11 protein-coding genes are annotated in these 12777 nt (G+C 60.7%); 4 read left to right on the forward strand and 7 right to left on the reverse strand.

Annotated elements, in window-relative coordinates:
* Positions 1-74: 74 nt before the first annotated feature.
* From B0G71_RS14125 to B0G71_RS14155, 7 genes are all read right to left on the reverse strand, one after another.
* A complete protein-coding gene (locus tag B0G71_RS14125; protein WP_106280347.1) occupies positions 75-1622 on the reverse strand; it encodes a 2-isopropylmalate synthase in 1548 nt (515 codons plus the stop codon).
* A 411-nt stretch (positions 1623-2033) separates the two neighbouring features.
* Positions 2034-2900, reverse strand: coding sequence for a CDP-diacylglycerol--serine O-phosphatidyltransferase (pssA, locus tag B0G71_RS14130; protein WP_012432366.1), 867 nt, complete (start codon positions 2898-2900; stop codon positions 2034-2036).
* A 23-nt stretch (positions 2901-2923) separates the two neighbouring features.
* Positions 2924-3562: a phosphatidylserine decarboxylase gene (locus tag B0G71_RS14135; protein WP_012432365.1), complete on the reverse strand. Its 639-nt coding sequence runs from the start codon at positions 3560-3562 to the stop codon at positions 2924-2926.
* A 117-nt stretch (positions 3563-3679) separates the two neighbouring features.
* Positions 3680-5380 (reverse strand): group II intron reverse transcriptase/maturase, encoded by a 1701-nt coding sequence (gene ltrA, locus B0G71_RS14140; protein ID WP_116142456.1) that lies wholly within the window; start codon positions 5378-5380, stop codon positions 3680-3682.
* 1170 nt (positions 5381-6550) lie between these two features.
* Positions 6551-7567, reverse strand: coding sequence for a ketol-acid reductoisomerase (gene ilvC / locus B0G71_RS14145; RefSeq protein ID WP_074763518.1), 1017 nt, complete (start codon positions 7565-7567; stop codon positions 6551-6553).
* A gap of 121 nt (positions 7568-7688) precedes the next feature.
* Positions 7689-8180 carry an acetolactate synthase small subunit gene (gene ilvN / locus B0G71_RS14150; RefSeq protein ID WP_012432363.1) on the reverse strand — a complete coding sequence of 164 codons (492 nt, stop codon included), beginning with the start codon at positions 8178-8180 and terminating at the stop codon, positions 7689-7691.
* Positions 8181-8304: 124 nt separating this feature from the next.
* Entirely contained in the window at positions 8305-10068 is a 1764-nt protein-coding gene (locus B0G71_RS14155) for an acetolactate synthase 3 catalytic subunit (protein WP_012432362.1), read from the reverse strand.
* 362 nt (positions 10069-10430) lie between these two features.
* Between B0G71_RS14155 and B0G71_RS14160 the strand changes: the two genes are divergently transcribed.
* Genes B0G71_RS14160 through B0G71_RS14175 form a run of 4 tightly spaced genes read left to right on the forward strand, consistent with a single transcriptional unit; the run spans position 10431 to position 12730 of the window.
* The gene (locus B0G71_RS14160; RefSeq protein ID WP_012432361.1) at positions 10431-10994 is read left to right on the forward strand and encodes an RNA polymerase sigma factor; all 564 of its coding nucleotides are present in this window, start codon (positions 10431-10433) and stop codon (positions 10992-10994) included.
* Positions 10991-11419, forward strand: coding sequence for a DUF3619 family protein (locus B0G71_RS14165; RefSeq protein ID WP_116142457.1), 429 nt, complete (start codon positions 10991-10993; stop codon positions 11417-11419). The genes B0G71_RS14160 and B0G71_RS14165 overlap by 4 nt, the downstream gene beginning before the upstream one ends.
* A 16-nt stretch (positions 11420-11435) precedes the next feature.
* Entirely contained in the window at positions 11436-12191 is a 756-nt protein-coding gene (locus B0G71_RS14170) for a DUF3106 domain-containing protein (protein WP_116142458.1), read from the forward strand.
* 14 nt (positions 12192-12205) lie between these two features.
* Positions 12206-12730 (forward strand): RDD family protein, encoded by a 525-nt coding sequence (locus tag B0G71_RS14175; RefSeq protein WP_116142459.1) that lies wholly within the window; start codon positions 12206-12208, stop codon positions 12728-12730.
* Positions 12731-12777: the final 47 nt, after the last annotated feature.

The raw sequence follows: 12777 nt of genomic DNA on the forward strand, positions 1-12777 counted from the left end.
TCATAGGCCGACGATAACGACAACGACAACGCTATCTACGCCGTCACGCCGTTAGCGCGCGGCTGCCACGCCGCTCACTCCGAACGCTGCGGATTCAACCTGTCCGCGTTCGAATACAGCTTGTTGAGCGCCGAGATATACGCCTTCGCCGACGCCGCGACGATATCCGGATCGGTGCCGACGCCATTGACGATGCGTCCGCTCTTCGACAGGCGCACGGTCACTTCGCCTTGCGCCTGCGTGCCGGTGGTGATCGCATTCACCGAGTACAGCAGCAGTTCGGAGCCGCTGCCCACTTCCGTTTCGATCGCGTTCAGGGTGGCGTCGACCGGGCCATTGCCGCGCGCTTCGCCGGTCACTTCCTTGCCTTCCATGGTGAACACGATCTTCGCGTGCGGCTGCTCGCCGGTTTCCGAATGTTGCGACAGCGACAGGAACTTGTAGTGCTCCCTCTCCTGCGCCTCGGCGGATTCTTCCGTGACGATCGCGATGATGTCTTCGTCGAAGATTTCCGACTTGCGATCGGCCAGTTCCTTGAAGCGCGCGAATGCCGTGTTCAATTCCGCTTCGCTGTCCAGCGCGATACCCAGTTCCTGCAGACGTTGCTTGAACGCGTTACGGCCTGACAGCTTGCCGAGAACGATCTTGTTCGCGCTCCAGCCTACGTCTTCGGCGCGCATGATTTCGTAGGTATCGCGTGCCTTCAGCACGCCGTCCTGATGGATACCGGATGCGTGCGCGAACGCGTTCGCGCCGACCACGGCTTTGTTCGGCTGCACGACGAAACCCGTGATCTGCGACACCAGCTTCGAGGCCGGCACGATCTGCGTGGTATCGAGACCGATGTCGAGGCCGAAGTAATCCTTGCGGGTCTTCACCGCCATGACGATTTCTTCGAGCGACGTGTTACCCGCGCGCTCGCCGAGGCCATTGATCGTGCACTCGACCTGACGCGCGCCGCCGATCTGCACGCCGGCCAGCGAATTCGCCACCGCCATGCCGAGGTCGTTGTGGCAATGCACCGAGAACACCGCCTTGTGCGAGTTCGGAATGCGCTCGCGCAGCGTTTTGACGAGCTGACCGTACAACTCCGGCACGCCATAACCCACTGTGTCGGCGATATTGATCGTGGTCGCGCCTTCGGCGATCACCGCTTCCAGCACGCGGCACAGGAAGTCCATATCCGAGCGGCTGCCGTCTTCGGGCGAGAACTCGACGTCGTCGGTGAACTTGCGGGCGAAACGCACGGCCAGCTTCGCCTGCTCGAACACCTGGTCCGGTGTCATGCGCAGCTTCTTTTCCATGTGCAACGGCGAGGTTGCAATGAACGTGTGGATGCGGAAGTGATCGGCGGGTTTGAGCGCGTCGGCCGCGCGTTGAATGTCTTTGTCGTTCGCACGCGCGAGCGAGCAGACCGTGCTGTCCTTGATCAGGCTCGCGATGGTGTGAATCGAATCGAAGTCGCCGTTCGAGCTTGCCGCGAAGCCTGCTTCGATCACGTCCACTTTCATCCGCTCGAGTTGCTTCGCGATACGGATTTTCTCTTCTTTCGTCATCGACGCGCCGGGCGATTGTTCGCCGTCTCGCAACGTGGTGTCGAATATGATCAGTTTGTCGGACATGTCGAGTCTCCTGCGGAGTCGTTCAATTATGGGGAGGGGATATTGGAATTGGCTGTTTGCGCTACCACTGGCGACGCTCGATCACGGACGAAGCGAACCGGGGATAAACACGATCAGCGTGACCAAAAGCGTGACGTTCGGCGTGACGGTCCGCGCGGCGCACACTCCGGCACAAGCACGGTCAGCGGTACGCCGCGTGTCGAGACTCGTTGCGCGGCTCGGCAAGAAATGTAGACGCATTGATCCAACGACTATAGCGACATTCCCGCTGCCGTGCAATTAGCGCCGGACCTGCGTGAGAGGGCCCGCGGAGCGCCGCGGGGCGACCTCGCCGAAAGCAAAACGGCGGCCCGAAGGCTGCCGTTTTCCATGCCATGCCTGGCAGCGCACGCAAATCCGTCGCCACCGGTGCTACCGGTCGACTGACACCGACCGGGCCGGATTCGCCCTGCCCCGCACCGCCTGATAACCCCAGAATACGTAACCGGACAGGCCGTACAGCACGAACAGGCCGAACAGCATCAGCGGCGGGTCGGAGGACACCAGCACGAACGCGACCACCACCAGCAGAATCACTCCGAACGGCACGCGATGCCGCACGTCGAGCGCCTTGCCGCTGTAGAACGGCGCGTTCGACACCATTGTCACGCCGGCGTAAATCGTCAGCACGAAAGCAACCCACGGCAACCACACCAGCTTGAGCGGCACGCGGTTGTCCGTAGCGAGCCACACGAAACCGGCGATCAGCGCCGCCGCGGCCGGGCTCGGCATGCCCTGGAAGAAACGCTTGTCGACCACGCCGATGTTCGTGTTGAACCGCGCGAGACGCAATGCCGCGCCCGAACAGTAGACGAACGCCGCGAGCCAGCCCCAGCGGCCGAGGTCTTTCAGAATCCACTCGTACATGACCAGCGCCGGCGCCACGCCGAACGACACCATGTCCGAGAGGCTGTCGAACTGCTCGCCGAACGCACTTTGCGTATGCGTCATGCGGGCGACGCGGCCGTCCATGCCGTCGAGCACCATCGCCACGAAGATCGCGATGGCCGCGACCTCGAAACGCACGTTCATGGCCTGCACCACGGCAAAGAAGCCGCAGAACAGCGCCGCCGTGGTGAAGGCGTTCGGCAGCAGATAAATGCCGCGCTTTCTCAGGAACTGCTGACGCTGGGCGCGCCGGCTGTCGACCGCCGCCTCGGTCACCATCGGCTTGTTACGGCGGAACGGACGCGGAAGCGGTCCGCTGTTACGGGGTCGACGCGGTTTGAATGCGGCCATTCGGAAACCTCCTTGGTGCCGCTTTATAGTTCAGCGAGGATCGTGGACGACGCCGAAACCTTCTCGCCGATCGACACACGCGGACGGCTGCCCACCGGCAGATACACGTCGACGCGCGAACCGAAGCGGATAAATCCGTAACGTTGACCACGGGTGAGCGGCTCACCTGCCCGTACGTAGCAAAGAATGCGCCGCGCGATCAAACCGGCGATCTGCACCGAAGTCACCGTCTGGCCGCCGGCCATTTCGATCACCACCGCATTGCGCTCGTTTTCGGTCGAAGCCTTGTCCACCGCGGCATTCAGGTACGCGCCCGGGAAATATTCGACCTTGGAGATCGCGCCATCCACCGGCGAGCGTTGCGAGTGGACGTTGAAGACGTTCATGAACACGCTGATCTTCAGCGCTTCACGATTGGCATACGGATCATGCGCGGTTTCGACCGCGACGATACGGCCGTCGGCCGGGCACAGCACGGCATTCGCCTGCGTGGGGATGGGACGCGCCGGATCGCGGAAGAACTGCACGACGAAGATCAGGAGGAGCCAGAACAGCCATGAAAAGCCGAACCCCGCGATGAAGTGAACCAGCAATGCAACGACGGCCGCGATGGCGATGAACGGCCAGCCTTCTCGCGCGATGATCGGATGAGGGTAATTCATGAATGGCTTCTGTGTTTTTGGAGGGTAGCCCCCCTTCCTCGCGGAAGAAGGGCCCCCTAAGAACCGTACGTGCGAGTTTCCCCGCATACGGCTCAAATCTACAAACAAAGCCCGGTCTTAGGACCGGGCCGGCTTAGTTACCGCAATTTTACCTGCGTGCACCTGCTGATGGCAGTGCGGGTGAAGCAGAACCCTGTTCGAGAGAGCGTCCGTACCACCATGCATCCGATACTCCAGATGATGGTCATGCCAGCCGGTCTCCTTCGTCAAGGCACAGCCGCAATGCGAGCAAAGCCCGTCTTGCGACATGTACAACGAGACCCATTGTTTCCGGTAACGCATTGAGTGCTCCATGCGCGCCTGTCGCAACTGTTCGCCATACTGCTCCCACTCAGGATCAAAGGGATTGAATGCTCCTTTGACCTTCCTGTGTCGCTTAATTTCCGTACCGCTAAGTTGGTACAGGCTAAGCAACCCCTTACTACCGTCGTCACGAGCTACAGGAACAGCGAACACCCAATTTCGATTGCCCTCCGAGTGAAAGTATTTCTTCTTCACCCAGTCGGCATTCTTGTTCAGGTGCCGCCTCGTCGACCACCGCCAAAGTCTTCGAAAAATCAAAGACTCCATACGGCTGTATGCCTCTTTGGCGACCACGGGACTGTGATACTGCGCCCAGCCCCGTAGCATCGGGTTCAACAGTCGAATCAAATTCTCCTGCTTTACCGTCTTGTGACCGCTGATCGTATCCGCCACCTTGCGATAGAACGTTTTCACGTTCTTCTTGCTCGGCTTGATGAGTAGGGTCCCCGAGTATTTACGGAAATTCCACCCCAGGAAGTCGAAGCCCGAATCGATGTGTGTGATACGCGTTTTCTCCTCGGACAGCTGCAGACCTCGAACGGCAAGGAATGCTTCCACCCAAGGTCGGACTTCCTGCTCCAGCAACTCTGGCGAGTCACCGGTGATCACGAAGTCGTCCGCGTACCGCACTACATTGACTTTAAGCTTGTTGGCTTTTGCGATCCCAAACTTCGCACTGAGGTGCGCCAGCAGTTCTCGCTCTAGCCCGTTCAACGTCACATTCGCCAGCGTCGGAGAAATGATCCCTCCTTGCGGCGTACCGGCCTCTGTCGCCTGAAGCTGCCCCTTGTAAACCAGGCCAGCTTTCAGCCATTTCCGGAGGATTTCCTTGTCCATTGGGACATGGGTTTCCAACCAGTCATGGTTGATGTGGTCAAAGCAGCCCTTGATATCCGCTTCCAGTACCCAGCGAGCAGAGCCCTTCTGGGACATGGCAACGAAAATCTGTGACATAGCGTCGGCCGTCGAGCGGTTTAGCCTGAACCCGTAAGAGTTCGGGTCGCTCGTCGATTCCGACACCGGCTCCAAGGCCAGCAGATACAGGGCTTGCATCGCCCTGTCCCGCATGGTCGGAATACCCAGAGGGCGCTCCTTCCCATTGGCCTTGGGGATAAAGACTCTCCGTAAAGGCAGAGGCTTGTATCCACGCCGCTTCAACTTGCCGACAGCAAGCCATCGGCTCTCAGGCGAGTCCCAAAGTTCGCGATCGACTCCAGCCGTTCGCGCACCCTGATTCTGCGTAACACGTCGTACCGCATACAGCTTCGCGGACAACGTGCGAGTCAACATCCGTTGCAGGGCTCTCCCCCTGCGCCAGTTGCCTTCCCGCGTCGCCTTCGCAATTCGAATCTGCATCCCTCTCACGTTCCGTTCAACCCGCCGCCAATCTACGGCATACCAGTTGTCCGGCGCGTGGGAAAGCGCAGATCCGTCCTTTCGGACAGATACTCTCATGCTGCTCTCCTACTCGAAGAAGTGAATCCCGAGCGGAGAACAGATCGCCCCTTGCGGGAGCGATCTGCTCCCGCAAGGGGGTTAAAACATATGCTGACGGTCCAGAAGTCCGACAGCAATCATCTTCCAGCTAAAGGGTTAATCAGCCATCTTGCGACGGTAGACCAGACGGAAGTCTGCCCGCTTTCGCGTGGGGTAATGTCCCAACCCCTATCCGACCCATTACAGACCGGCTTTCGCTTTCTCCGTCATCCCATACCTGCACAATCAACAGCGTCCCTCACGGTTCGCCTGCCAGTCAAACTACGACCGGCAACCATACAGGCTTACCACGTTCCCGGCATGTCACACGACTGACTTAGGTTCTGCCTATTCCCCGGCGGTCCGATGACGACGTAACCCGAATTTACAGCGGGTTATCCGACCGCACACCTGTTTGGTTGATGCCTGTCAGCAGCTTTGGCACCGTCCTACTTACGAGGTTTATCAGCAGTTCACTTGCGTTAACCGTATCAGCCAGCCTAGCCCCTCAACCCCGTTGCTGCTGGGAGTCTCCGGATGGTCATTTCGCAACCACCATCCGCCCGAACTTCCGGGGGGATACATTGTTAGAAGAGCTTCACACCCCACCGTTGCCAGTGACGCATGTCTTCCTAGGCTACTGCTGGTCGTACAGCAGGTTCACTACCCTCGCCAATGTAGCCAGCGAGGCCGAACAATGACACGCCGAGCTTTTCGCTCGTATCGTTTAGCGACTCCGTTGCCCTGAGGCGCAGGAATTGCAAACATCACCCCGCCCTGTCGGCGGAGATGAAGCCGCTGACTGGGCGGGACCTGACGATAATCAGGTCAATGCAATACGGTTGACGGCGGAATGCACCGTGTCCCGTGTTCACTACTAAGGTGTGCCCCTAAGGACACATCTACTGCTTAAAGTGCGGCTCACAAGGGAGCCGCCTGCGGAGGGCATGGTGAGTCCAGTCGAGACCTTCCTCAATAACCCTCTAGTCGATGCCCCGTAACGTGGGGCTGACGGACACGAGCGTGCGTGTCGCACGTAAAACCGTAGGATAGCAAAAGCCGCCCAGGGTTCAGCACCCTTGGACGGCTTTTTGATCTGTCCGGCTGTTACGGCATAGCGCCGCACCGGACATCAGCTGGAAAAGCAGCTTAGTTCTTCGACTGGTCGACCAGCTTGTTCGCGGCGATCCACGGCATCATCGAACGCAGCTTGGCGCCGACCGTTTCGATCTGGTGTTCAGCCGTCAGACGGCGGCGCGATTGCAGCGTCGGTGCGCCAGCCTTGTTTTCGATGATGAAGCTCTTCGCATACTCGCCCGTCTGAATGTCGGTCAGCACAGCCTTCATCGCCTTCTTCGTCTCAGCCGTCACGATACGCGGACCCGTCACATACTCGCCGTATTCGGCGTTGTTCGAGATCGAGTAGTTCATGTTCGCGATGCCGCCTTCATAGATCAGGTCGACGATCAGCTTCAGTTCGTGCAGGCATTCGAAGTACGCCATTTCCGGCGCATAACCCGCTTCCACCAGCGTTTCGAAGCCGGCCTTGATCAGGTCGACGGTACCGCCGCACAGCACGGCTTGTTCGCCGAACAGGTCGGTTTCCGTTTCTTCGCGGAAGTTCGTTTCGATGATGCCGGCACGGCCGCCGCCGTTCGCCGCAGCGTACGACAGAGCGATGTCACGTGCTGCGCCCGACTTGTCCTGCGCGACAGCGATCAGGTGCGGCACGCCGCCACCTTGCGAATAGGTGCCGCGAACCGTGTGGCCCGGTGCCTTCGGCGCGATCATGATGACGTCGAGGTCGGCACGCGGAATCACTTGACCGTAGTGAACGTTGAAGCCGTGCGCGAATGCCAGCGCCGCGCCTTGCTTGGCATTGGCGTGCACTTCCTTCGCATAGACTTCGGCGATCTGCTCGTCCGGCAGCAGCATCATGACCACGTCCGCGCCCTTGACGGCTTCCGCCACTTCCTTGACTTGCAGGCCGGCGTTCTCAGCCTTGCTCCACGATGCGCCGCCCTTGCGCAGACCGACCGTGATGTTCACGCCGCTTTCCTTCAGGTTCAGCGCGTGCGCATGGCCTTGCGAGCCATAGCCGATGATGGTGACTTGCTTGCCCTTGATGAGGGAGAGGTCAGCGTCCTTGTCGTAGAAAACTTTCATGTCGGTTCCTTGGCTAAATTCGATGATTCAGTGAAAATCAAATGCTGCAAATAGTGTGTTGCGTGGCCGGGTTGGTGCAGGCACGGCCCGGCCTGGATCGAGACGGTTGAACGCTCGCGCGTTACACCTTCAGAATGCGCTCGCCGCGACCGATCCCCGAGCCGCCCGTGCGGACCGTTTCGAGAATCGCCGTGGCGTCGAGCCCTTCGATAAAGGCATCGAGCTTGTCGCTCGCGCCCGTCAGTTCGATCGTGTAGGTCTTTTCGGTGACGTCGATGATGCGGCCGCGGAAAATATCCGACATCCGTTTCATCTCCTCACGTTCCTTGCCGACCGCCCTCACCTTGATCAGCATCAGCTCGCGTTCGATGTGGGCGCCCTCGGTAAGGTCGACCACTTTCACCACCTCGATCAGGCGGTTCAGATGCTTCGTGATCTGTTCGATCACGTCGTCCGAGCCAATGGAGACGATGGTCATGCGCGACAGCGAACGGTCTTCGGTCGGAGCCACCGTCAAGGTTTCAATGTTGTAGCCGCGTGCCGAGAACAGACCCACCACGCGTGATAACGCGCCCGGTTCGTTTTCCAGCAGGACGGAAATGATGTGTCTCATGATTCGCTTCTTCCAGATGTTTTGTCGATGTCTGCGAACGGTTCGCGCCGCTTCGTCCGCTTGTCGCCTTTCATGAAGGCGCGCATGACGAAGCCGGCGCTGCGTTTAACTCAACGCGCCGTCGTTATAGATCTTCCGAACCCATGAGCATCTCGGTGATGCCCTTGCCGGCCTGAACCATCGGCCAGACGTTTTCGGTCGGATCGGTCTGGAAATCGAGAAACACCGTGCGATCCTTCAGGCGCAGCGCTTCCTTCAGCGCCGGCTCGACATCTGCCGTGCGTTCGATACGCATGCCGACGTGGCCGTACGCTTCGGCGAGCTTCACGAAATCCGGCAGTGCATCCATGTAGGAATGCGAATAGCGCTTGCTGTATTCGATCTGCTGCCACTGGCGCACCATGCCCAGATAGCGGTTATTCAGCGAAATGATCTTCACCGGCGTCTCGTATTGCTTGCAGGTGGAGAGCTCCTGAATGCACATCTGGATCGAGCCTTCGCCCGTGATGCAGAGCACGTCGTCGTCCGGGTGCGCCATCTTCACGCCCATCGCCGCCGGCAGGCCGAAGCCCATCGTGCCGAGACCGCCCGAGTTGATCCAGCGGCGCGGCTTGTTGAAGCGATAGAACTGCGCCGCCCACATCTGGTGCTGGCCGACATCGGAACACACGAAGGCATTGCCGTCGGTCAGTTCCCACGCCTTTTCCACCACGTACTGCGGCTTGATGATATCGCTCTTGCGGTCGAACTTGAGGCAGTCTTTCGCGCGCCAGGCTTCGATGTCCTTCCACCAGTCGGCGAGCGCCGCGGTGTCCGGGCCATGCTCGGCCGTTTGCAACTGCTCGATCAGTTCCTTCAGCACTTCCTTCACGTCGCCGACGATCGGAATGTCAACCTTGACGCGCTTGGAGATGGACGAAGGATCGATGTCGATATGGATGATCTTGCGCGGACGCGACGAGAAGTGCGCCGGGTCGCCGATCACACGGTCGTCGAAACGCGCGCCGATCGCGATCAGCACGTCGCAGTGCTGCATCGCCATGTTGGCTTCGTACGTGCCGTGCATGCCGAGCATGCCGAGGAATTTCTTGTCGCTCGCGCGGTAGCCGCCCAGACCCATCAACGTGTTGGTGACGGGATAACCGAGCAGATCGGCGAACTGGTTCAACTCGCGCGATGCATCCGCGAGAATGATGCCGCCGCCGGTGTAGATATACGGACGCTTGGCCGACAGCAGCAAGGACACGGCCTTGCGAATCTGCCCGGAGTGGCCTTTGGTAACCGGGTTATACGAGCGCAGCGAAACAGTCTTGAGCGGTTCGTACTGGCAAGGCGCTTTCGACACGTCTTTCGGAATGTCGATCAGCACCGGGCCGGGACGGCCGGTACGGGCGATAAAGAAGGCTTTCTTGACGGTGGCGGCGAGGTCGCGCACGTCCTTCACAAGGAAGTTGTGCTTCACGCAAGGACGCGTGATGCCGACCGTGTCGCACTCCTGGAACGCATCCTGGCCGATCGCGGCAGTGGGCACCTGACCGCTGATCACGACCATCGGAATCGAATCCATGTATGCCGTGGCGATGCCGGTCACCGCATTGGTGACGCCGGGGCCGGAGGTCACGAGGCACACACCGACCTTGCCGGTGGAACGCGAGTAAGCGTCGGCGGCGTGGACCGCGGCCTGCTCGTGGCGTACGAGGATATGCTGGAACTTGTCCTGCTTGTACAGCTCGTCGTAAATGTAGAGTACCGAGCCGCCGGGATAGCCCCACACAAACTCGACGTCTTCGTCAGCCAGTGCCTTCATGAGCACGGTGGCGCCGATAGAGTCAGCTTCAGGATGGGGTGTCGTATCCGACGTGGAGAATTCCGCGCTGGGCATATTCATTAATTCACCTTTCGAAATTTCGGCAAAAATTTGATCGGGTGCTCTCTGCCGGGCTTGTGGCTCGGGTTCAAGCGGCGCGTCCAGTTGACAGGTGAGCTTCTTGGGCCACACCTCAATTGAGACAAGTCACTTATGTTGCGAACCAGCGACGATATCTGCAGACGCCCGCGCGGTCAAGCAAATCTTGCCGTGGCGCCATCAACCGAAACTCGCCAACTAACCAAAAGCGACCGAAACCTTGTTATAGAGATGCAAGGTGCATCACGTTTCGCCCCAGCAGCGCAAAAGTTTGTTAGCATCCGCGAGTTTTACGACATTTTTCGACCGATTACGCGCACGCTCGCTGCGCCGACCCCCAACGGATGGCATCAGACAAGGAACTCGCCGATTTTCTGGCGGGCGTCGAAAGGCGCGCATTCAAGCAGACGGTCTACGCCGTGCGGGACGACGACGCCTCGCTGGATATCGTGCAGGACGCGATGATCAAGCTCGCCGAAAAATACGGCGACCGTCCGGCAGCCGAACTTCCGCTGCTGTTTCAGCGTATTCTGCAGAATGCGATGCACGACTATTTCCGTCGTGCCAAAGTACGCAATACTTGGGTGAGTCTCTTCTCGTCGCTCGGCAACGCCGACGACGAAGATTTCGACCCGCTCGAAACCTTCGAAGCCCAGCAGGGCTCGGCGGGCTCGGAGAGCAACGAACAGAAACTCGAGCGCGAACAGGTCCTGCAGTTAATCGACGACGAGATCCAAAAGTTACCGGCACGTCAACGGGAGGCGTTTCTCATGCGTTATTGGGAAGATATGGATGTCGCCGAGACTGCCGCCGCTATGGGCTGCTCCGAAGGCAGTGTGAAAACGCACTGCTCGCGGGCCACCCACACGCTGGCGCAAGCGCTCAAGGCCAAAGGAATCACGCTATGAGCTCCCTAGAAACTAAAGAACTCGAGTTCGCCCGCCAGGTGCGCCGCGCGCTCGACGAAAACGCTGCCAGCATTCCGTCCGCCACCGCCGATCGGCTCGCTGCGGCGCGCCATGCCGCGCTCGCCCGCAAGAAGCCCGAAACCGTGAGCGCGCCGGTGTTCGTGCCGGCCTTTGCCGGCGCGGGCATGGCAGCCGGCCTGCCGCCGGTCGAACTGCCGCAGCGCCGCCGTTCGCCGCTGCGCCGCTTCGCGCTTGCGTGGCCGCTGGCCGCGCTGGTGATCAGCCTCGTGGGCATTGCCTATTGGGAAGATCAGCAACGCACCGCCGAACTCGCCGATATCGATGCCGCCATGTTAAGCGACGACCTGCCGCTCAATGCCTATCTCGACCACGGTTTCAACGCGTACCTTTCACGCGCCCACTGAGCGGGAGATTCTTCGGGTGAGTTACAAGCGCGGCCTGGCCGTTGTTTTCGGATGCACGATCGCGGCCCTGGTGTCGTTTGCCGCGACTTATCCGCGCTTTTATCCGAGCCCGTCTCCGGCCAGCGCGCCTGTTGCGGGCGGCAACGTCACCGCCAAGGCGCCCGCGCCCACGCTCGCCGTCGAATTGCCCAGCCTGCCCGGCAGCAACAGCCCGATGGCGTGGTCGCGGCTGACTTCGGCCGAGCACATCGCGCTGGCGCCGTTCGAAGCCCAATGGGACTCCTTCAGTGAAGAACGCAAGCGAAAATGGATCAAGATCGCGTCGCGTTACCCGAAAATGTCGGTCGATGCGCAAAAACGCCTGCATGACCGCATGACTGAATGGACCCGCATGACGCCCGACCAGCGGCGCGTCGCGCGTGAAAACTATCAGGTATCGAAGGAATTGCCGCGCGAAACCCGCCAGAACGCGTGGAAAGCCTATCAGCAGTTACCGGAAGAGCAGAAAGAACGCCTTGCCGCCAGCGAGCGCAAGCGGCGCCCCAGCGTGGTCAGCGCGCCGCCCTCGGGCCGCACGGAGATCAAGGGGATCGATCGGCTCGTCAACGCGCGTGAGCACGGCGCAAGCCACGTGACAGCGGCCAGCGCCGCCGCGGCTTCGCTGCCGAGCCCCGTCGTCGTGCCGCCGATTCCCGCCGCCGGCAGCTTCGTGCCTGCCACGCCGCTGCCGGTTTCGCCAGCCGAAGCGCCGTCGATTTTCAACGGCTCCTGAGCCCAGGCGCCGCCGTGTCCGAACCGTTCGCGAGCCAGGCCATCGCCGCCGACAGCAGCAACGGCAACGCACCTACCGTCCGCCGACGCCTCGCGGCGTTGCTCTACGAAGCGCTGATCCTGTTCGGCGTAGTGTTCGTCGCTGGCTATCTGTTCAGCACGCTGACGCAGCAGCGCAACGGCCTGACCCACCACAACCTGCTGGCGGCGTGGATCGGCCTCGTGCTCGGCTTGTATTTCGTCTGGTTCTGGACTCATAGCGGCCAGACCTTACCCATGAAAACCTGGCGTCTGCGCGTGGTCGCCGCCGACGGCGCGCCGCTTTCCACCGGCCGCGCCATTGCCCGCTACGCGCTTGCGTGGCTGTGGTTTTTGCCGCCGCTGGCGCTGCATCCGCTGCTCGGACTCAAGCTGCCGCAGACGCTGATGATCGCCGGCATCTGGTTCCTGCTGTGGGCGGCCACCGGCCGTTTCGATCCGCAGCGCCGATTCCTGCACGACCGCCTCGCCGGCACGCGAGTCGTCAGCGTCTCGCGCTGACCCGCGCCGGGTTGCCGGTCGGGATGTCGCCCGCCTGTCGGGCCGCC

Origin of the sequence: Paraburkholderia sp. BL27I4N3 (assembly GCF_003386115.1) — a bacterium.
Lineage (GTDB): Bacteria > Pseudomonadota > Gammaproteobacteria > Burkholderiales > Burkholderiaceae > Paraburkholderia.